The organism is Actinoplanes nipponensis, from assembly GCF_016862275.1.
GTDB classification, from domain to species: domain Bacteria; phylum Actinomycetota; class Actinomycetes; order Mycobacteriales; family Micromonosporaceae; genus Actinoplanes; species Actinoplanes nipponensis.
The window spans coordinates 13,987-33,444 of sequence record NZ_BOMQ01000059.1 but is presented as its reverse complement, the minus strand read 5'-3'; the positions used below and the strand labels follow the sequence as shown (position 1 = coordinate 33,444).

Genomic DNA, 19,458 nt, shown 5'->3' with positions numbered 1-19,458 from the left:
AAATCTGCGCCGGACGCGGTGACCGGCCCCAGGGGGCGGGGCCGGTCACCTCTATCGGGGCGGAATGATGGCAAGGGGTACGGCGGCTACTTGACGGAGCCGAGCGACAGGCCCTGGACGAGCTTGTCCTGGGCCGCGAAACCGGCGACGAGCACGGGCAGCGAGACCACGAAGGCGGCCGCGCACAGCTGGGCCAGGAACAGCCCCTGGCTGGTGACGAAGCTGGTCAGGAACACCGGGGAGGTCTCCGCCACGGTGGCGGTCAGGACCCGGGCGAAGAGCAGCTCGTTCCAGCTGAAGATGAAGCAGATCAGCGCGGTGGCGGCGATGCCGGGCATGACCACCGGGGCGATGACCGAGCGCAGCGTCTTGGCCAGGCCGGCGCCGTCCATCGAGGCGGCCTCGAGCATCTCCACCGGCACCTCGGACAGGAACGAGCGCATCATCCACACCGCGATCGGCAGGTTCATCGAGGTGTAGAAGACGATGAGCAGCCAGATGTTGTCCAGCAGGCCGGCGTACTGGGCGAACAGGTACAGCGGCAGCAGGCCGGCGACCACCGGCAGCATCTTGGTGGACAGGAAGAAGAAGAGCACGTCGGTCCACTTCTTCACCGGCTTGATCGACAGCGCGTACGCGGCCGGGAAGGACAGCAGCAGCACCAGCAGGGTCGACACGACGCTGGCGGTGAGCGAGTTGAGCAGCGGCGGCCAGGGGCTGGCGCCGCCGGAGAAGAACTCGCGGTAGCCCTCCAGGGTGAGCGGGGCGAGCACCGACGGCGGGTTGGTGGCGGCGTCGGCCTCGGAGTGGAACGAGGTCAGCACCATCCAGACCACCGGCAGCACGAACAGGATGCCGACCACCCACGCGAGCAGGGACAGCCAGGGCCCACCCCGGTCCTTCTTGCGCGGCACGGCGTGGCTGGGCGCGGTGCGGGTCACCGAGGTGCTCATCGGCCCGGATCCTCCCTGAACAGCGACGAGACGGTACGCAGCGCGAACGTCGCGATGATGATCGTGCCGATGACCACGATCACGGCGGCGGCCGAGGCCCGGCCGTAGTCGTGCGCCTGGTAGAAGATCTGGTAGATCGTGTACGGCAGGTTCGCCGTGCCCAGACCGCCGGACGTGATCGTGAAGACCGCGTCGAAGTTCTGCACGATGTAGATGGAGCCGAGCAGGGCACCGAGCTCCAGGTACTGGCGCAGGTGCGGCAGGGTCATGCTGCGGAAGATCTGCCAGCCGCTCGCACCGTCGATACGGGCCGCCTCGACCACGTCCAGCGGCCGCCCCTGGAGCCCGGCCAGCAGGATCAGCATCATGAACGGGGTCCACTGCCAGACCAGCGCGAAGATCACCGACCACAGCGGCATGTTGCTGATCCAGTCGGGCTGCGGGGGGTCGTCCGAGCCGAACAGCCCCCACAGCCAGCTGAGCCCGCCGTTGAACAGGCCGTACTCGGGGTTGTAGAGGGCGTGCTTCCAGAGCAGGGCGGCGGCCACCGGCACCACCAGGAACGGGGCGATCATCATCGTGCGGACCGCGCCCCGGCCCCGGAACTTGCGGTCCAGCAGCAGCGCGATACCCAGGCCCAGCAGCAGGCTGATCAGCACCACGGCCACGGTCAGCAGGATGGTCGTCCACACCGCGTCGCGCATGTTGACGTCGGTGAACACCCGGCGGAAGTTGGCGAAGCCGGCGAACCCGCGCTCGTCGGGGTAGTACGCGTTCCAGTCCATGAACGAGATGACCAGGGTCGCCACGAACGGCAGCTGGGTCACCACGATCATGAAGATCAGGGCCGGCAGCAGCGGGGCCCGGCGCGCCCAGCCGGCGGCCCGGCGCGCCGCTCCGGGCGGGGTGGGGGTCAGACCGGTCCTGCCGGCGCCCGTCTTCTCGGCCACGGATGTCATGGCTGCGCCTCCTTAGCCGTTCTCGCGCGATCGGTACCGTTCCGCGACATCGTCGGCCAGCTGTTGACCCCGTTTCAGCGCCTCGTCGACGCTCATCTGACCGGCGATGGCCGAGCTGACGTACTGCGAGACCTGGGTGCCGAGGTCGGTGAACTCGGGGATGTCGACGAACTGGATGCCGATCGCCGGGCGGGGCTGCACCCCCGGGTTGACCGGGTCCGCGCTGGAGATGGCCTGCTTGGTGGGCTCGGCGAAGGCCGACGCCTCCTTGAGGTAGTCCTGGTTGGAGTAGGTGGAGGCGCGCTTGCCGGCGGGCACCTTGGACCAGCCGAGCTGCCGGCCGACGAGTTCCTCGTACTGCCGGCTGGACGCCCAGGAGATGAACTTCCAGGCGTTGGCCTTCTTGTCGCTGGCCTGCTGGATGCTCCACGACCAGGCGTAGAGCCAGCCGGAGCTGGGCGTCTTGAGGACCGGCGCGGCGACGTACCCGATCTTGCCCTTGACCGGGGAGTCCGCCGCCTCCAGCGAGCCGGCCGCGCTGGTGGCGTCGTACCACATCGCCGCGTTGCCCTGGACCAGGTTGTTCAGGCACTCGGTGAAGCCGGCCTGCGGGGCGCCGACCTCGCCGTGGGCCCGGACCAGGTCGACGTAGAAGCGGGTGGCCTGGTGGAACTCGGGCGCGTCGACCCGGGCGTTCCAGTCCTGGTCGAACCAGGTGCCGCCGAAGGTGTTCACCACCGTCGTGAGCGGCGCGAAGATCTGGCCCCAGCCGGGCTGGCCGCGCAGGCAGATGCCGGCCATGCCGGGCTCCTTGCCGTCGACCCGGGCGGCGATGTCGGCGACCTGCGGCCAGGTGGGCTTGGCCGGCATCGTGATGCCCTGGGCGTCCAGGACGTCCTTGCGGTACATCAGGAACGAGGACTCGCCGTAGAACGGCTCGCCGTAGAGCTTGCCGTCCTCGGCGGTCAGCGACTTGGTCATCGGCCCCAGGATGTCCGCCTGGTTGAAGGCGGTGTCCGCGGCGACGTAGTCGTCCAGCGGCGCGATCCACTTGCTCCGGGCGTAGATCGGGATCTCGAAGTTGCTCAGCGAGGCCACGTCGTACTGCCCGGCCTGGCTGGAGAACTCCTGACTGATCTTGTCCCGCACGTCGTTCTCCGGCAGCACGGTGAAGTTGACCCCGATGCCGGTCTGCCGGGTGAAGTTGGCCTCGGTCAGCCGTTGCAGGTCGATCATCTGCGGGTTGTTCACCATCAGCACGTCGATGCTGTTGGCGCCGCCGGATCCGGCGCTGGTGCCACCCCATCCGGCGCAACCGGCGAGCGGGAGGACCAGCAGGGCTGCGGCGGCGGCCGCACCGGCCGCGCGGACTCGTGCACGTGACATGGAGCCTCCCCGACCAGGCGGATCGGACTCCGGCATCTGTGACGCCGGTTACACCGGACTCAGTAGATGCCTGAGATCGACAGGATGTCAACCGCTCGTCACGGAGTGCTGCATATATGAGTATCGAGATAGCGCGGGCGTCCTCAGGCGACCCGGGCGGACCGTCCCTGCACGACCACCACGTCACCGGGACGCAGCTGCCGGCCCCGCCGGGTGTCGACCTCGCCGTTGACCGTCACGTCGCCCGACGCGATCAGGATCTTGGCCTCTCCCCCGGTGTCGATGAGATCGGCGAGCTTGAGGAACTGTCCGAGTCTGATCATGTCGCTGTCGATCGCCACGTCACGCATGCCGACCATCATCCGGCACCGGCCGAAAAGAAAGTCCGGCACGGTTGAACCATTGGCGCGTCCCAGCCGAACTACCCCTCGTGAGGAACCTCGAGAAGCACCGCCGGGTGGGCGTCCTGGCCGCCGCCGTCGCCGCGGGCGTGCTCTGCGCGGCGTCCCCCGCCGCCGCGGACGTGACCGTCAGCCCGCCCAGCGCTCCGCAGGGCGGCGCGGCCAACGTGACGTTCAAGGTGACGAACACCGCCCGCAGCGCCATCACCAAGGTGAAGCTGCTGCTGCCGGCCGAGGTGCCGGTGGCCGAGGTCTACCCGCTGTCGGTGGACGACTGGGCGCCGATGATCACCAACCGGTCGCTCGACACCCCGATGAACGGCATCCACGGCGAGGCCCTCACCTCGACCGCCTCGGACATCACCTGGACCGCGATGCCGGGCCGGGCGCTGCCCCCGGGCCGGTCGGCCGAGCTGACCGTGGCCATGGGCCCGATGCCGGCGTCGGCGCAGATGAGCTTCACCCTGCAGGCCACGTACGCCGACCCGGCCCAGGGCGCCCCGCTGCCCCCGGTCGTGCTCGCCCTGACCCCGGCGGCGCCGGGCCAGCAGGGCGCGACCCACCCCGGGCACGGCGGCACGGACACCGGCGCCACCGACACCGACGCGGCGACCTTCCAGGCGCTGATCGACGCCAACGACGGCCCCGGCTTCTGGACCATCGCGGGCTGGGTCGTGGCCGCCCTGGCCGCGGCGGCCGCCGCCATCGCGGTCCTGCGCGCGCGCCGCCGCCCGGCCGGGCCCGCCGCCTCCGCCGGCGAACCCGAGGCCGGGCCGCAGGACAAGGAACTGGTCGGCGCGGCGAAGGCGCCGCGGGTGACGGCCTGGAGCTACAAGGACAGCCCCGAGGAGTGACAGACGTCCCGCGCAGGTGGGCGCGGGTGTGTCGTGCTGATGCGCGTGGGGCGCGGAACACGACCGGCGGGTGGGGTCCAGGGCAAGACCCACGACCTGCACTTGGCGGGGCGGGAAGGTTCGGCTTCCCGCCCCGCTCTATCTCTGGCCTCGCCTTCGGCTCGGCGGGATTTGCGCCCGGGAGGTCGGTGTCGAGGTCACCGGAAATGACCACGGCAAAGGGCGCCTTGTCATTTCCGGCGCCCTCGACACCGACGGCGCAAATCCGACTTTCGTTGCGGTCATACCGAGACGGGGCGCGGGGTTTTGAGGGCGTCGATGATTTCGGCCAGGACCCGGGCCGAGTCCTCGTGCTTGACCTGGCAGGTGCCCGCGGCCAGGTGGCCGCCCCCGCCGTAGCGCAGCATCACCTCGCCGATGTCGACCGGCGAGGTGCGGTCGAGGATCGACTTGCCGCAGGCGAAGACCGTGTTGAGCCGCTGCCGGCCCCAGATGATGTGCACCGAGACCCGGGCCTCGGGGTAGAGCGCGTACACCATGAAGCGGTTGCCCGCGTGGATCGTCTCCTCCTCGCGCAGGTCCACCACGACCACGTCGCCGTCCACGTGGCTGACCCGGTGCAACTGCTCCACGAACATCGCCGAGCAGTCCGCGTACAGCTCGGCGCGCTCGCGGACGTCGGGCAGCTCCAGGATCTCGTCGACCGTCTGCAGCTGCAGACAGGCGTCGATCAGCAGCATCATCAGCTGGTAGTTCGAGATCCGGAACTCGCGGAACCGGCCCAGGCCGGTGCGGCTGTCCATCAGGAAGTTGAGCAGCGTCCAGCCCTGGGGCCGGAGGATGTCCTCGAGGGTGTAGTCGGCCGAGTCGGCCTGGTCGACCGCGCGCATCAGCTCGTCGGAGATCTCCGGGAAGCGTTCCGCGCCGCCGAAGTGGTCGAAGATGACCCGGGCCGCGGAGGGGGCGTCCGGATCGATGATGTGGTTCGACCGGTCGCCGGTGTTACGCAGCGTCTCCGAATGGTGGTGGTCGAACACCATGTACGCGCCGGGAGCGAACGGGAGGTTCGTCAAGATGTCACGCTCGGTGACCTCCACGACGCCGTCCTGCACATCCTTGGGGTGCACGAAGGTGATGTCGTCGATCATGTCGAGCACGCGCAGCAGGACGGCGCAGACCAGGCCGTCGAAGTCGCTGCGGGTCACGAGCCGGTACTTCACGAGCAATCTCCCTCTGCCGATTGGCACCTTACCCCCCAGTTTGCCACTTATGCGGCTATGGGCCCGGTCGCATCGGCGTACCGGTTTGATCCGGGGTGGGCCCGCGCTGCGTAAAGTTCTCACGGAAGCTCACGTACGCGGTCGGAGGAAGACCTGACGATGGACACCGTTCCCCAGCTCGCACAGGACCGCAACGCCCCGCCCGCCACTCTGGTGATCTTCGGCGCGTCCGGCGACCTCACCCGCCGCAAGCTCTTGCCGGCCGTGGAGAGCCTGGCCCGGCACAACCGGCTGCCCGACGAGTTCGCCCTGGTCGGCGTCGCCCGCACGGCGATGGAGGACCACCAGTTCGCCGAGAGCGCGCTCGGCGGCCGCAGCCTGGCCGACAAGCCCCAGCTGCAGGGCGGCGGCGTCCGCTACGTCTCCGGCGGCTACGACAACCCGGAGACCTACAAGCGGCTGGCCGAGGTGCTCGACGAGCTCGACGCCACCCGCGGCACCGCCGGCAACCGCATCTTCTACCTCTCGACGCCCGCCGAGGCGTTCGCCCCGGTGATCAACGGACTGGCCGGCGCCGGGCTCAACCAGGCACGGGAGGGCTCGTTCGCCCGGCTGGTCATCGAGAAGCCGTACGGCAACGACCTGCGCACCGCGCACCAGCTCGACGGCGTCGTGCACGCCGCCTTCGACGAGCCGAACGTCTTCCGCATCGACCACTACCTGGGCAAGGACACCGTCCAGAACGTGCTCGCGCTGCGCTTCGCCAACGCCATCTTCCAGCCCATCTGGAACCGCTCGTGGGTCGACCACGTGCAGATCACCGTGGCCGAGACGCTCGGCGTCGGCACCCGCGGCGGCTTCTACGAGCACGCCGGCGCGATGCGCGACATCGTGCAGAACCACGTGCTCCAGGTGCTCGCCCTGGCGCTCATGGAGCCGCCGGCGTCGTTCGAGGCCGAGGGCCTGCGCAACGAGAAGGTCAAGCTGCTGCAGGCGATCCGGCTGCCCACCGACCGCGACATCGCCGAGGTGGCGGTCCGCGGCCAGTACACCCGCGGCGGCACCCGGCAGGACCTGATGGCCGGCTACCGCGACGAGGCCGGCGTCGACCCGCTGTCGCGCACCGAGACGTACGCGGCCATGCGGCTCAACGTCGACAACTGGCGGTGGGCCGGGGTGCCGTTCTACGTGCGGACCGGCAAGCGGCTGCCGGCCCGGGTCACCGAGGTCGCGCTGCAGTTCCAGCGGCCGCCGCACCTGCCGATCCCGACCAACCAGCTGACCGAGCTGGACGCGGACGCGCTGATCCTGCGGATCCAGCCCAACGAGGGCATCTCGCTGCGCTTCGGGGCCAAGGTGCCGGGCCACTCGTTCCGGGTGCGCACGGCGAGCATGGACTTCTCGTACGAGCAGACGTTCCGCGAGGAGTCGCCGGAGGCGTACGAGCGGTTGCTGCTCGACGCCCTGCTCGGCGACCCCACGCTGTTCATCCGGTCCGACGAGGTCGAGCAGTGCTGGCGGATCGTCGACCCGATCATCGAGCACTGGCAGAACGACATGTCGCCGATCCCGACGTACGAGGCCGCCTCGTGGGGCCCGACCGACGCCGACCGGCTCATCGGCCGCAGCGGCCGCAAGTGGCGCAACGCGGTCTGACGACTACCGCGCCGATCGGGCCTTCACCACGTCGAGGGCCCGGTCGGCGTGCTCGTTCATGTTGCGCTCGCTGTGGATGACCTCCAGCACCGTACGGTCGGTGTCGATGACGAAGGTCACCCGCTTGACGCTCAGCGGGCCCAGCGGCAGCTTGCGCTTGATGCCGAACGCCTCGGCGACCGCGCTGTCCGGGTCCGACAGCAGCGGGTAGTCGAAGCCGTGCAGGTCCGCGAACTGCCGCTGCTTGTCCACTTTGTCCCGACTGATCCCGACCCGCTGCGCGCCCGCGGCGGCGTACTCGGCCGCCAGGTCCCGGAAGTTGCAGGCCTCGGCCGTGCAGCCGGTGGTCATCGCGGCCGGGTAGAAGAACAGCACCACCGGGCCGTCGGCGAGCAGCGCGCTCAGCCGCCGCGGCGTTCCGTGCTGGTCGGACAGTTCGAAGTCGGGGGCGACGTCACCCTTGTCGATGCTCACGTGATCAACGTACCCCGGTCTGATTCTGCCGGGCGAGGCGTCCTCGCCTAGGGTGGAGGGACCCACCGACGTTGTCCGCCACCACCCCTGACTGACCCCTGCCCGCCCCCCGGACGAAAGCGACATCGCCATGCAGGTCTCGGTCGCGCACCATCCACCCAACACGGCCGTTCTGACGTTGCGCGGCTCCCTGGACATCGACACCGCGCCGTCCCTGAAGGCCAACCTGAGCCGGCTCGTGGAGCGGCCCAGTCCCCGCATCATCGTCGACCTGGCCGGCCTCGACTTCTGTGACTCCATGGGCGTCGGCGTGCTGGTGACGGCCCACGGCCGGGCCATGGAACGCGGCGGCTGGGTCCGGCTGGCCGCGCCGTCGGGCTTCCTGCGGCGCCTGCTCGACACACTGGGACTGATCGACTACCTCTCGCTGCACACCGACGTCGAGACGGCCATGAAGGACTGATCGCGGACAGGGGCGCCCCGGCAGCACCGGGGCGCCCCTGTCCGCGCGCGATCGTCAGCTGGTGACGCCGAAGACGATCCGGCCCAGCGTGTCCTCCGTGCCGACGAAGCCCTCGGCCGGGCTGAACCGGCTGTCGCCGAAGTCGACGTCCGTGTCGTCCGCCGTGCCGCCGACGCCGTCGGGGCCGACGCCGAAGAGCACGTCGAAGTTGGCGCCGCCCGAGTCCATCAGGTTCGGCGTCTCGTCGGCGTTGTCGGTGTGCCAGTCGCCGAAGAAGTGGCCCGCCTCGTGGGCGGTCACGTTGCCCAGCGCCCGGCCGACGAAGGCGACCCGGTCGCTGGCCGGGGTCAGGTAGGTGTTCAGCGAGGCCGGCCCGCCGGCCGGGTCACTGAGCACGTCCTGCAGCACCAGGGCGGTCTCCTCGGTCTCGAAGTTGCCCGGGTCGATGCTCTGCGAGATGCCGATGGTCTCGACCCCCGCCTCGTCGATCGTGCCGCCGACCACGATCCGGCTGACGTTGGCCTGGCCCCACGGGTCCGCGTGGTCCTTGCTGTTGAGGATCTTCAGCCGGAACTTGCCGTTGAGACCGCTGGCGATCAGGTCCTGCTTGATGTTCTCGGTGACGCCCGCGACCACGGCGTCGATCACCGCGTCCTCCTGCGCGCGCGGGATGCCCCACTTGGCGAGGAACGCGGAGAACGGGCTCAGCGTCACGTTGCCGGTGCCGCCGAAGACGCCGGTGTTGACCCGGGCGCCGTCGAAGTCCAGGAACAGCGTCTGCACCGGCTTGGCCCCCTGCAGCACCGGCCGGTACGCCTCGACGGTGATGTCGTAGCTGCCGGAGCCGCGCGCGACGCCCACGTAGTGCCAGCCGGCCTTGGTCGCCACGTAGTCGGTGGCCGCGTTGCCGCCGCCGGGCAGCCGCGAGTCCATCGGGTAGATGAAGCTCGCGTCCTGGTCCGAGCCGTGCACCTCACGCGGGACGGTGTCGTAGACGGTCAGGTACGCCGCGGCGCCCTTGACCGAGGCGCCCAGCACGTCGCCGGCCCGGAGCTTGACCGCGAAGAAGTCCTGGTCGTCGGAGGCCGCCGAGATGGTGACCGTGTACGGCCCCTCGCTCGCGCCGCCGTCCCCGCTGGCCGGATCGAACGGATCGGCCGGCAGCCCGCTGTACGCCGCGACGACCGCGTAGTACGTGCCGGCGGCCGGGACCTGGTACTGCAGCAGGCTGTCGAAGCTGCCGCCCGCGTCGTCGTTGCTCGCCACGACGGTGCCGTCCGGGGTGTAGAGCGCGACCAGCGTGTCCAGCGCGCCGGTCGGGGTGGCCGTCTGCACGGTGACCACCTGACCCGCGGTGGCCTGCAACGAGTAGAAGTCGAAGTCGTTGGTGCCGGTGCCGGCCGAGCCGTGCGGGCCGTCGCCGATGACGGCGTCGGTGACGATCGCCCGGCGCCCGGCGCCGATGCCGGTGGCGCCGGCGAGCGGGATCGACCCGTCGTCCTCCGGCGTGGCGGCCCGGCTGACCGGGGTGACCGTCTCGGGGTTGAGCGCGCCGAGCACGCGGATCGCCGGGTTCTGCCCGCTGCCGGTGCCGAAGTTCCTGATGAGCTGGGCCGAGGCGGGATCCTCATTGGACCCACGGGTGCCCGCGGGCTCGTCCTCGTCGACCACGACCGCGGCCGCCGCGGCCTTGACGGCCGCCGCCGACGGCCCCGCCGTGAGCGCCTTCACCCGGGCGGCGGCCTTCGCGGACGCCTGCTTCTTCATGTACGTGGCCCAGCCGCTGTAGTCGGCCTTGGCCGGGTCGGGCAGCAACGCCAGGAACGGATTGGCCCCGGCGGGCTTGGCGCCCGGCTTGGCCTTGGTGGCCACCGGCAGCCCGGCGTCGACGGACGCCTGGTCGGCGGGGCTGAGCCCCGGGTCGGTCCGGAGTGGAGTCGCCGGCGCGGCGCCCGGTGTGAGCGCAACGAGCCCGAGCACGACTGCTCCGACGGTCGCGATGCTTCGTCGCATCTGTGATCCCCCTTCGAGGCGTCCGGGGCCCCCGCCACGGACGGCACTGGGGACGCTACTGAAGGTGTCGATCAATATCTAGGGGAGTCGATGAGATGTAACAGGTGTCAGATGCGGCTCCCGCGGCGCTGCCGGACCAGCAGCGTCAGCCGGACGGCGGCCAGCGCCAGCCCGGTCAGCGCCGCGACACCCAGCAATCCGTGCACGCTCGGCAGGGCCGCACCCGTTGATGACGGCTGTACACCCGCCCGGTGAACGTCGCGACGACATTCGGCAACGCCACCAGCAGCCCGGCCGGCACGAGCAGCCGGAGCAGGCCCGCCAGGAGCCGCCACGCCGGGACGCCGCGACGCCCGGCGGCCCACGACCGCGACCGCGCCAGCCGGCGGATCCGGGTGGCCAGCACCAGGACCGTGAGGCAGCCTAGCGACACCTCGATCACGGCGAACGGGATTCTGGCGGCGGGCGCCCGCCCCTGAACGATGGCGGCGACGCCCGCCACGATGGCGTAGTAGGGCGCCAGCGCGTGGTAGGAGTTGAACAGGGCCACCACGCCCGTGCCGGTCCCCGGCAGGATCAGCGCCTCGGCGTAGTAGGTCGGCAGGACGCCGCTGTGGGTCAGCCGCGTCGTGCTGTCCGCGTCCCGTTCCACCGCCCAGCCCATGCCGTAGCCCGTGCCCGCCCCGTTCGGCGCCGTGCGCAGCAGGTTCAGGCCGGCCGGGCTCAGGATCCGGCGGCCGCCGTACTGTCCGGTGGTCTGCGCGACCAGCCAGCCGCATGCCCAGCGGCTCGAAGATCATGGCTCGCAGCCAGTCCGCGTACGACCGGCCGTGGTCACCTCGATCAGCCGGGCCAGCACGTCGTAGTTGGGGTTGAAGTAGTGGAACCGGGCGCCCGACGCGCTGACCAGTCGCGCCGCCCGCAGGCCGGCCACCCGTCGCGCCGAGTCGGCCGGCGGCGGCATGGTCTGCTCCGGGAGCCGGTGTCGGCCATGCCGCTGGTCTGGTTCAGCAGGTGCCGTACCGTGATCGCGCCGCCCCGCCGACCGCGGACCCGGAACTCCGGCAGGACCCGTCTCGACCAGCTGCAGGACGGCGGTCGTGGTGAACGCCATGGTCGGTGAGGCGATCGGGAACCGGGTGTCCGCCGACACCGGCCGGTCGCCCGCCGTCCGGCCACCAGCTCAGCCGGCCGGGCGTACCGCTTCCAGCGCGGCGACGGCCGCGCCCCGGGCGCCGGCCATGTCCAGATCCGGCACCAGCGCGAAGGTCGCGGCCGCCTGCTGCTCCGCCCGCAACTGGGTGTTCTCCCGGACGGTGTTGAGGAACCACTGGCGGAAGCGCGGCGCCGCCTCGACCACGCCGCCACCCAGGAAGTACGCGGCCGGGTCGGTGAAGTTCGCCGCGATGGTGAACAGCTTGCCGATCGCCCGGGCCTGCTGACCGAAGACCGCCAGGGCGAGCGGGTCCTCCTTCTCGCCGTACCCGCGCAGCAGCTTGGCCGCCCGTGGGATCGGCTCCCGGGCCAGCGGGTGGTCCGGGAAGCGCTTCAGCCAGTACGGCAGCAGGTTGTTGGTGATGCCGGTCAGCGAGGCGACGCTCTCCACGTCCCCGGCGAAGCCGCAGTTGCACTGCGGCACCGGCTGGTCGTCCTCCAGCACACCCTGCAGCGGGATCTGCACGTGGCCCAGCTCGCCGGCCATCCCGGCCGCGCCGCTGATCACCTTGCCGGCCTCGACCACGCCCCCGCCGAGGCCGGTGCCGACGATCGCCGCCACCGACGACTTCTCCATCGCGGCGGCGCCGAAGTGCCGGTGATGGGCGTAGAGCGCGGCCGCGTTCGCGTCGTTGTTGTAGATCACCGGCAGGCCGATGCGCGCCTGCAGGGCGCCGCGGATGTCGAAGCCGTGCCAGGAGACCTGGGAGAAGTTCGTCGAGCCCTTCGACGAGATGACGCCGTCGGCGCTGGCCGGGCCCGGGGTGTCCAGCCCGACCGCGCGGACCAGCGTCGCCGGCGTGCTGGTCAGCGCGAGGATGCCGGTGAACGCCTCGGCGAGCTGCTCGACCGCCGACTCCGGGCCCTCGGTGACCAGGCTCGGGTTCTCCACCAGGTGATCCACGAGGAACTGCCCGGTGGCGTCCAGCACGGTCGCGTTGTTGCAGGTGCCGCCGTTGTCGAGACCCACGACGACCCAGGACGCCGGGGTCCGCACCACATCGATCTGATCCACAGCCCCGAGCGTACGTGCCGGGGCGTCCGGAAGCGACGGGTGCAAGCGCATTGCGAGCGGTGAGCGTCCGGTTGCCACCACGACGACGGCTCCGGATCCGGTCGAAGGGTCCGGCATGCAGACGAAGCCTGAGCCGACCCGCCGCGCCGTTCTCGGTGGCGCCGCGGCCGTGGCCGTGACCGTGACCGGGGGCCTCGCCCTCGACGCGGCGCTGGCCGTGCCCGCCGCCGCCGCGAGCCCCGTGCCGACCGACCTCGTCTCCGCCGACCCGCTCGCGCACCTGCTGCGCCGGGCCACGTTTGGCCCCACCCCGGCCGCCCTGGCCGAGCTCGCCCGGCTGGGCGTGCCGGCCTGGCTGGACCGCCAGCTCAACCCGGCCACGATCGACGACTCGGCGCTGGACGCGCTGCTCACCCGGCTGCCCCTGGCCGGCGCCGACATCGCGACGGTGCGCGCCACGCTGCCGCGGCACTCGTACGAGGCGTTCGGCCAGCTCGGCCGGGCCACGGTGGCCCGGGCCGTCTGGAGCAACCGGCAGCTCTTCGAGACCACCGCCGCCTTCTGGGCCAACCACCTGCACATCGCGGCGCCGTCCAGCGGCGTCTGGGACAGCCGCGCCGACTACGACAGGTCGGTGACCCGCAAGTTCACCTTCGGCCGCTTCGCCGACATGCTCAAGGCCTCGGCCCGGCACCCGGCGATGCTGACGTACCTGGACAACCGGTCGTCGACCAAGGTCCGGCCGAACGAGAACTACGCCCGCGAGCTCATGGAGCTGCACACCGTCGGCATGATCTACACCGAGGCCGACGTGCAGTCCGCCGCGAAGCTGCTCACCGGCCTGACCGTGGCGAGCACCGGCGCCTACACGTACGCGCCGGCCAAGCACGCCACCGGCGCCGTCACGATCCTCGGGTTCAGCCACGCCAACGCCACCGCCGAGGGTGGCGAGGCGGCCGCGCTGGCCTTCGTCGACCACCTGGCTCGGCACCCGGCCACGGCGCGGCGGCTGGCCACCAAGCTGTGCCTGCGCTTCGTGGCCGACGAGGCCCCGGCGCCGCTGGTGGCCAAGCTGGCCCAGGTGTACCTGGACAACGACACGGCGATCGGGCCGGTGCTGCGGGCGCTGTTCACCTCGCCGGAGTTCGCGGCGTCGGTCGGGCAGAAGGTCCGCACGCCGTTCGAGGACCTCGCGGCCACGGTCCGCACCCTGGGCCTGGGCCCGGAGACCGCCGGCGTCAAGGCGCTCGACGCGCTCTACAACAACCTGGTCAACGCCGGGAACGCGCCGTTCCGCTGGAGCCCGCCGAACGGCTTCCCGGACGTCGCGGCCGCCTGGGCGTCGCCGTCGGCGTTCCTCATGCGCTGCAACAGCCACCTGAACCTCGCGGCCGGCTGGTACCCCAGGCAGCTCACCCGTCCCGCGGATCTGCTCACGGCCCTCGTGCCGGTGCTGCCGCCGACGTACGGCGCGCTGGTGGACGCCCTGGCCCGGCGGCTGGTCGGCGTCGCGCTGCCGGCCGATCACGTGGCCGCCGTGCTAAGCGTCGCCGGGAAGCTGCCGACGAGTTCTCTGACCAGCAAGGAGTCGGTCGCCGGGAGCCTGCCGTACCTGATCGCCCTCGTCCTCGACTCGCCCTCCTTCCAGCTGAGGTGACCACCATGACCGCCACACAGGCCTGCTGCGACGAGAACAAGCTGCTCACCCGCCGGGGCGTGCTGGGCCGCGGCCTGGCCGCCGGCGCCGCGGGCGCGTTCGCCGGCCTGGCCGGCGAGGGCCTGTCCACCCGCCTGGCCTACGCCGCCGAGGGCTACACCGGTGACACCCTGGTCGTGCTGTCCCTGCGCGGCGGCTTCGACGGGCTCTCCGCGATCGCGCCGATCGGCGACCCCGACTACTACCGGGCGCGCCCGGCCATCGCCCTGCCGAAGAGCCAGGCGATCGGCGGCAACAGCATGTTCGGCCTGCACCCGGGCCTGGCCCCGCTGCTGCCGATGTGGAAGAACGGCAGCCTGGCCGCGGTGCACGCGGTCGGCCAGCCGAACCCGACCCGCTCGCACTTCGCCGCCATGGAGGAGATGGAACGCGCCGCGGCCGGCACCTCGCTGCGCAGCGGCTGGCTGGACCGGATGCTCGGGCTGTCCGGCGCGACCGGCCCGCTGGCCGCGGTCGCCATGGGCAACGCGATGCCCGCCCGGCTGTTCGGCGGCGCCTTCTCCGACGTCTCGATGGCCTCGGTCGACAGCTTCACGCTGGCCGGCGAGAGCGCCAACCGCCCGATGGCCGCCTCGCTGCGCCGGATGTACGCGACCGCGCCCGCCCCGCTGGCCGGCCCCGCCCTGGCCGCGGACGCGGCGCTGACGGCGACCGCCTCGATCCGGGCCACCGCGTACACGCCGGCGAACGGGGCCGCGTACCCGGCCACGCCGCTGGGCAACGCGCTCAAGGACGTGGCCCGGCTGATCAAGGCGAAGGCCGGCCTGGCCGCGGCGGCGGTCGACTGCGGCGACTGGGACATGCACGAGGGCCTGGGCACGGCGGTCAAGGGCCAGCGCATGTACGACAACCTGTTCGAGACCTCGACGGCGCTGGCGGCGTTCGCGGCCGACCTGGGCCCGGCCGGCATGGCGTCGGTGACCCTGGTGACGGTGAGCGAATTCGGCCGCCGGGTGGCGGAGAACGCCTCCCGCGGCGCCGACCACGGCCACGGCAACGCGATGCTGCTGATGGGCGGCGGGGTCCGGGGCGGCACGGTGTACGGCACCTGGCCCGGCCTGGCCGCGGGCGCGCTGGTGGGCGGCGACCTGGCGGCCACGACCGACTACCGCGCGGTGATCGGCGAGGTGCTGCAGAAGCGGTGCGGTTTCGGCTCGCTGGCCGAGGTCTTCCCGGACGTGACCCCGGGCGCCTTCGGCCTGGCGGCGGCCCGCACCTCCTGACCCGGGCGTCGCGGGGACCCGAGCGGCGACCGGCCGCTCAGCCCTTGATCAGGTTGTCGATCAGGTCGACGGACCGGCGCTCGTCGAGGGCCCGCCCGCTCAGCTCGTCGAACGCCGCCCGGAAGCGGGCGACCACCGCCGGCCGGTCCACGCAGGTGTCGGTGAAGCTCTCCAGATACAGGATGTCGCGGGCCTGGGGGCCGGCGTACTCCAGGATCGTGGCCGCGCCGGGCATGAGCTGATGCAGGCCGGCCGCGGACGGCAGGATCCGCACCGTGACGTTGGGCAGCGCGGCGGCGTCGCGGAGCCGCACCAGCTGGCCGGCCGTCGTGTCGTCGTCCTCGACGACGCGGTGCAGGACCGACTCGTCGATGATGGTCCTGAGTCCGAGCGGCTGGTGCCCGGTCAGCCGGGCCTGCCGGCGGAGCCGCAGCGCGATGCGTCGCTCGAGGGCCTCCCGCGGCTCGGACGGCAGCGTGGCGCGGATGACCGCCCGCATGTAGGACTCCGTCTGCAGCAGCCCCGGCACCACGACCGGCTCCCAGCAGAGCATTCCGGTCGCCTCGGCCTCCAGGCCGATGAAGTTCGACCGCATGACGTCGCGGTACTCCGACCACCACGCCCGGTCGCGGCCCCGGCCGGCCAGCTCGGTCAACGACGCGCGGTAGGCCGGATCCCGCACGCCGTAGAAGGTCAGCAGGTCCCGCACGTCGCGGGGGGTCACCGCGACGCGTGCGGTCTCGATCCGGGTCACCTTCGCGGCGTGCCACTCGAAGTGCCGGGACACGGCCTCCTGGGTCAGGCCGGCCGCCTCGCGGCACCGTTTGAGTTCGCCGCCCAGCCGGCGGCGACGCACCAGGGGTCCTTCTTCCACGCCCTCGCCCTCCCTCGTCGTTCCCGCGCGCCGACCGGCGCGCGGGAACTGTGCCAGACGGCGGGCAGGACATCCAGACCGCGGCTGCGTGGGTGTTGCGTTGGCTCGACATGCGAGACGGCGGCGGTCCCCCCAAGGGCCGCCGCCGTCTCTCCCCTATCACCCGTCGCCCGGTTCCTCCCTCAGCGGGAGGCGCCGGCGCGGCGCTTGCTCCAGACGTCGAAGGCGACCGCGGCCAGCAGGACTGCGCCCTTGACCAGCATCACCGTTTCGCTCTGGGCACCGATCAGCGACATGCCGTTGTTGATGACACCCATGATCAGGCCACCGGTGATGGCGCCGACGACCTTGCCGACACCACCCTGGACCGCCGCGCCGCCGATGAAGGCCGCCGCGATCGCGTCCAGCTCGAACTGGTTGCCCGCCGTGGGGTTGGCCTGGTTGAGCCGGCCGGCGAAAATCACGCCGGCCAGCGCGGCCAGCACGCCCATGTTCACGAAGATCCAGAAGATGACCGACTTGACCTTGACGCCGGACAGCGTCGCGGCCTGCAGGTTGCCGCCGACCGCGTAGATCTGCCGGCCGAAGACCGCCCGGTTGGTCAGCAGCGAGTACGCCAGCACCAGGAACGCCAGCAGCACCAGCACCCAGGGCAGGTTCTTGAACCGGGCCAGCTGCACGACGACCGCGATGACCAGGAACGAGGCCACCGCGATGCGGCCGATGAACAGCGGCATCGGGTCGACGGCCTGACCGTACTGCTGCCGGGCCGAGCGGGTACGCCACTGGGTGAACACGATGCCGACCACCGCGACCACGCCGACCAGGATGCTGAACAGGTCCGCGCCACCGAGCGCGCCGAGGCCGATGTTGCCCAGGTAGCCCTCGGTGAAGCCGTTGGCCAGCGTGCGCACCTCGTCCGGGAACGGGCCGATGCCCCGGTTGCCCAGGATGGTCAGCGTCAGGGCCCGGAACAGCAGCATGCCGGCCAGCGTGACGATGAAGGCCGGGATGCCGAAGTACGCCACCCAGTAGCCCTGCCACGCGCCGATGAGACCGCCGACCACGAGCGTGATCAGCAGCGCGAGCGGCCACGGCACGTTGTGCTCGACCATCAGCACGGCGGCGACCGCGCCGCAGACCGCGACCACCGAGCCGGCGGACAGGTCGATGTGCCCGGCGATGATGATCAGGATCATGCCGATGGCCAGGATCAGGATGTACGAGTTCTGCACGATGATGTTGCTGATGTTCTGCGGCTGCAGCAGGTCGCCGCCGGTGAGCACGGCGAACAGCACGACGATCAGCGCGAACGCGATGTAGATGCCGCTCTGGCGCAGGTTCAGGTTGTACCGGCGGGGCGAATCCGTGGTCGGCCCGCCCGGCGCGGCCGGCGTCTCGGCCACCGCGAGGTCGGCGTTGGTGGGTGCGACAGACATCGCGGTTACTCCGTTCCCTTGGTCATCAGCGTCATCAGGGCTTCCTGGGTGGCCTCGGCGCGGGGCATCTCACCGGTGATCCGGCCGGCCGAGAGCGTGTAGATCCGGTCGCAGATGCCGAGCAGCTCGGGCAGCTCGGAGGAGATGACCAGCACCGCCTTGCCCTCGTCGGCGAGCCGGTTGATGATCGTGTAGATCTCGTACTTGGCGCCGACGTCGATGCCGCGGGTGGGCTCGTCGAGGATCAGCACGTCCGGGTTCGTGAAGATCCACTTGGACAGCACGACCTTCTGCTGGTTGCCGCCGGAGAGCTTGCCGGTGACGCTCAGCACGCTCGGCGCCTTGATGTTCATGCTCTGGCGGAAGGCCCCGGCGGTCTTGAACTCCTCGTTCTCGTCCACCCAACCCCGCTTGGCCAGCTTGCCCAGGGCGGCCGCGGAGATGTTGCGCTTGATGTCCTCGATGAGGTTCAGGCCGTACCGCTTGCGGTCCTCGGTGGCGTACGCGATGCCGTGGTCGATGGCGTCGCGCACCGAGCGCAGGTGGATCTCCTTGCCGTCCTTGATGATCCGCCCGGAGATCCCGGTGCCGTACGAGCGGCCGAACACGCTCATCGCCAGCTCGGTACGCCCGGCGCCCATCAGCCCGGCCAGCCCGACGATCTCGCCGCGGCGCAGGGTCAGGTTGGCGTTGCTGACCACCACCCGGCCGTGCTGGGTGGGGCTGTGCACCGTCCAGTCCTCGATCCGCAGCACCTCGGAGCCCACCTGCGACTCGTGCGGCGGGTAGCGGTGGTCGAGGTCCCGGCCGACCATGCCGGAGATGATCTTGTCTTCGGTGACCTGGTCGGTCGCCAGGTCGAGGGTCGAGATCGTGCGGCCGTCGCGCAGGATGGTCACCCGGTCGGCGATCGCCATGACCTCGTTCAGCTTGTGCGAGATGATCACACAGGTGATGCCCTGGTCCCGCAGGCCGCGCAGCAGGCCGAGCAGGTGCGCCGAGTCCTCGTCGTTGAGCGCCGCGGTGGGCTCGTCGAGGATGAGCAGCCGGACCTGCTTGGACAGCGCCTTGGCGATCTCGACCAGCTGCTGCTTGCCCACGCCCAGCTCGAGGATCGGGGTAACCGGGTTCTCCCGGAGCCCGACCCGTTCGAGCAGCTGGGCCGCGGCGTGGTTGGTGCGGTTCCAGTCGATCAGGCCGCGGGTGGCCTGCTCGTTGCCGAGGAAGATGTTCTCGGCGATGGAGAGCTGCGGCGCCAGCGCCAGCTCCTGGTGGATGATCACGATGCCGCGGTGCTCGCTGTCGCGGATGCCGGAGAACCGGCACTCCTCGCCCTCGAAGGTGATCTCGCCGTCGTAGGAGCCGTGCGGGTAGACCCCGGACAGCACCTTCATCAGCGTGGACTTGCCGGCGCCGTTCTCGCCGCAGATGGCGTGGATCTCGCCGCGGCGTACGGACAGGTTGACGTCCTGGAGCGCCTTGACCCCGGGAAACGTCTTGGTGATGTCCTGCATCCGCAGGATGGTGTCGCTCATGGAACTCCCCAGGGTCGGCACGCGAGACGGAGCCGGCGCCCGCCGCCGGTCGCGGCGGCGG

The 19,458-nt window shown here is 71.2% G+C and carries 18 protein-coding genes and 1 pseudogene; 5 read left to right on the top strand and 14 right to left on the bottom strand.

The window, feature by feature from the left end:
• Positions 1–86 precede the first annotated feature (86 nt).
• The 4 genes from Ani05nite_RS24475 to Ani05nite_RS24460 all read right to left on the bottom strand — a co-directional run bounded on the left by Ani05nite_RS24475 (position 87) and on the right by Ani05nite_RS24460 (position 3,648).
• Positions 87–953: a carbohydrate ABC transporter permease gene (locus tag Ani05nite_RS24475; RefSeq protein WP_203771858.1), complete on the bottom strand. Its 867-nt coding sequence runs from the start codon at positions 951–953 to the stop codon at positions 87–89.
• Positions 950–1,912, bottom strand: a complete 963-nt coding sequence (locus tag Ani05nite_RS24470; RefSeq protein ID WP_203771856.1) for a carbohydrate ABC transporter permease — start codon at positions 1,910–1,912, stop codon at positions 950–952. Before Ani05nite_RS24470 ends, Ani05nite_RS24475 begins: the two co-directional genes overlap by 4 nt.
• A gap of 12 nt (positions 1,913–1,924) precedes the next feature.
• Positions 1,925–3,298 carry an ABC transporter substrate-binding protein gene (locus Ani05nite_RS24465; protein WP_203771854.1) on the bottom strand — a complete coding sequence of 458 codons (1,374 nt, stop codon included), beginning with the start codon at positions 3,296–3,298 and terminating at the stop codon, positions 1,925–1,927.
• Between the two features lie 143 nt (positions 3,299–3,441).
• Positions 3,442–3,648 (bottom strand): RNA-binding S4 domain-containing protein, encoded by a 207-nt coding sequence (locus Ani05nite_RS24460; protein WP_239130573.1) that lies wholly within the window; start codon positions 3,646–3,648, stop codon positions 3,442–3,444.
• An 80-nt stretch (positions 3,649–3,728) separates the two neighbouring features.
• Here Ani05nite_RS24460 and Ani05nite_RS41955 point away from each other — a divergent pair, with 80 nt between their 5' ends.
• Positions 3,729–4,553, top strand: coding sequence for a DUF1775 domain-containing protein (locus tag Ani05nite_RS41955; RefSeq protein ID WP_203771852.1), 825 nt, complete (start codon positions 3,729–3,731; stop codon positions 4,551–4,553).
• 281 nt (positions 4,554–4,834) lie between these two features.
• On the opposite strand, the gene Ani05nite_RS24450 is transcribed toward Ani05nite_RS41955, so the two are convergent.
• A complete protein-coding gene (locus tag Ani05nite_RS24450; RefSeq protein ID WP_203771850.1) occupies positions 4,835–5,773 on the bottom strand; it encodes an exopolyphosphatase in 939 nt (312 codons plus the stop codon).
• Positions 5,774–5,932: 159 nt separating this feature from the next.
• On the opposite strand from Ani05nite_RS24450, the gene zwf reads away from it, so the two are divergent.
• Positions 5,933–7,429 carry a glucose-6-phosphate dehydrogenase gene (zwf, locus tag Ani05nite_RS24445; RefSeq protein ID WP_203771848.1) on the top strand — a complete coding sequence of 499 codons (1,497 nt, stop codon included), beginning with the start codon at positions 5,933–5,935 and terminating at the stop codon, positions 7,427–7,429.
• A gap of 3 nt (positions 7,430–7,432) precedes the next feature.
• On the opposite strand, the gene Ani05nite_RS24440 is transcribed toward zwf, so the two are convergent.
• Positions 7,433–7,903, bottom strand: coding sequence for a peroxiredoxin (locus Ani05nite_RS24440; protein ID WP_275410619.1), 471 nt, complete (start codon positions 7,901–7,903; stop codon positions 7,433–7,435).
• Between the two features lie 130 nt (positions 7,904–8,033).
• Here Ani05nite_RS24440 and Ani05nite_RS24435 point away from each other — a divergent pair, with 130 nt between their 5' ends.
• Positions 8,034–8,366, top strand: coding sequence for an STAS domain-containing protein (locus tag Ani05nite_RS24435; protein WP_203771846.1), 333 nt, complete (start codon positions 8,034–8,036; stop codon positions 8,364–8,366).
• A 54-nt stretch (positions 8,367–8,420) separates the two neighbouring features.
• On the opposite strand, the gene Ani05nite_RS24430 is transcribed toward Ani05nite_RS24435, so the two are convergent.
• From Ani05nite_RS24430 to Ani05nite_RS24415, 5 genes and pseudogenes are all read right to left on the bottom strand, one after another.
• Complete coding sequence (locus Ani05nite_RS24430) at positions 8,421–10,379, bottom strand: PPC domain-containing protein (RefSeq protein ID WP_203771844.1); 1,959 nt, start codon at positions 10,377–10,379, stop codon at positions 8,421–8,423.
• Between the two features lie 175 nt (positions 10,380–10,554).
• On the bottom strand, positions 10,555–11,031 hold the full coding sequence (locus Ani05nite_RS24425; RefSeq protein WP_307836716.1) for a hypothetical protein: 477 nt from the start codon (positions 11,029–11,031) through the stop codon (positions 10,555–10,557).
• A 144-nt stretch (positions 11,032–11,175) separates the two neighbouring features.
• Positions 11,176–11,343 (bottom strand): hypothetical protein, encoded by a 168-nt coding sequence (locus Ani05nite_RS41345; RefSeq protein WP_239130572.1) that lies wholly within the window; start codon positions 11,341–11,343, stop codon positions 11,176–11,178.
• A gap of 117 nt (positions 11,344–11,460) precedes the next feature.
• Positions 11,461–11,535: pseudogene (locus tag Ani05nite_RS42265) on the bottom strand (hypothetical protein); the annotation flags it as partial.
• 27 nt (positions 11,536–11,562) lie between these two features.
• Positions 11,563–12,609 carry an ROK family protein gene (locus tag Ani05nite_RS24415; protein ID WP_203771840.1) on the bottom strand — a complete coding sequence of 349 codons (1,047 nt, stop codon included), beginning with the start codon at positions 12,607–12,609 and terminating at the stop codon, positions 11,563–11,565.
• A gap of 115 nt (positions 12,610–12,724) precedes the next feature.
• Here Ani05nite_RS24415 and Ani05nite_RS24410 point away from each other — a divergent pair, with 115 nt between their 5' ends.
• Positions 12,725–14,266, top strand: a complete 1,542-nt coding sequence (locus tag Ani05nite_RS24410; RefSeq protein ID WP_203771838.1) for a DUF1800 domain-containing protein — start codon at positions 12,725–12,727, stop codon at positions 14,264–14,266.
• 5 nt (positions 14,267–14,271) lie between these two features.
• Positions 14,272–15,549 (top strand): DUF1501 domain-containing protein, encoded by a 1,278-nt coding sequence (locus Ani05nite_RS24405; protein WP_203771836.1) that lies wholly within the window; start codon positions 14,272–14,274, stop codon positions 15,547–15,549.
• Positions 15,550–15,586: 37 nt separating this feature from the next.
• On the opposite strand, the gene Ani05nite_RS24400 is transcribed toward Ani05nite_RS24405, so the two are convergent.
• From Ani05nite_RS24400 to mmsA, 3 genes are all read right to left on the bottom strand, one after another.
• A complete protein-coding gene (locus tag Ani05nite_RS24400; protein WP_203771834.1) occupies positions 15,587–16,423 on the bottom strand; it encodes a helix-turn-helix domain-containing protein in 837 nt (278 codons plus the stop codon).
• A gap of 182 nt (positions 16,424–16,605) precedes the next feature.
• Positions 16,606–17,862: a multiple monosaccharide ABC transporter permease gene (mmsB, locus tag Ani05nite_RS24395; protein ID WP_203771832.1), complete on the bottom strand. Its 1,257-nt coding sequence runs from the start codon at positions 17,860–17,862 to the stop codon at positions 16,606–16,608.
• 5 nt (positions 17,863–17,867) lie between these two features.
• A complete protein-coding gene (gene mmsA / locus Ani05nite_RS24390) occupies positions 17,868–19,397 on the bottom strand; it encodes a multiple monosaccharide ABC transporter ATP-binding protein (protein WP_203771830.1) in 1,530 nt (509 codons plus the stop codon).
• Positions 19,398–19,458 lie beyond the last annotated feature (61 nt).

Bases quoted from the DNA above. Each gene is read 5' to 3' on its own strand.
- Ani05nite_RS24430 (WP_203771844.1), bottom strand. From the start codon at position 10,379: ATGCGACGAAGCATCGCGACCGTCGGAGCAGTCGTGCTCGGGCTCGTT.
- Ani05nite_RS24405 (WP_203771836.1), top strand. From the start codon at position 14,272: ATGACCGCCACACAGGCCTGCTGCGACGAGAACAAGCTGCTCACCCGC.
- Ani05nite_RS24460 (WP_239130573.1), bottom strand. From the start codon at position 3,648: ATGCGTGACGTGGCGATCGACAGCGACATGATCAGACTCGGACAGTTC.
- Ani05nite_RS24465 (WP_203771854.1), bottom strand. From the start codon at position 3,298: ATGTCACGTGCACGAGTCCGCGCGGCCGGTGCGGCCGCCGCCGCAGCC.
- Ani05nite_RS24470 (WP_203771856.1), bottom strand. From the start codon at position 1,912: ATGACATCCGTGGCCGAGAAGACGGGCGCCGGCAGGACCGGTCTGACC.
- zwf (WP_203771848.1), top strand. From the start codon at position 5,933: ATGGACACCGTTCCCCAGCTCGCACAGGACCGCAACGCCCCGCCCGCC.
- mmsA (WP_203771830.1), bottom strand. From the start codon at position 19,397: ATGAGCGACACCATCCTGCGGATGCAGGACATCACCAAGACGTTTCCC.
- Ani05nite_RS24475 (WP_203771858.1), bottom strand. From the start codon at position 953: ATGAGCACCTCGGTGACCCGCACCGCGCCCAGCCACGCCGTGCCGCGC.
- Ani05nite_RS41345 (WP_239130572.1), bottom strand. From the start codon at position 11,343: ATGCCGCCGCCGGCCGACTCGGCGCGACGGGTGGCCGGCCTGCGGGCG.
- mmsB (WP_203771832.1), bottom strand. From the start codon at position 17,862: ATGTCTGTCGCACCCACCAACGCCGACCTCGCGGTGGCCGAGACGCCG.
- Ani05nite_RS24435 (WP_203771846.1), top strand. From the start codon at position 8,034: ATGCAGGTCTCGGTCGCGCACCATCCACCCAACACGGCCGTTCTGACG.
- Ani05nite_RS24410 (WP_203771838.1), top strand. From the start codon at position 12,725: ATGCAGACGAAGCCTGAGCCGACCCGCCGCGCCGTTCTCGGTGGCGCC.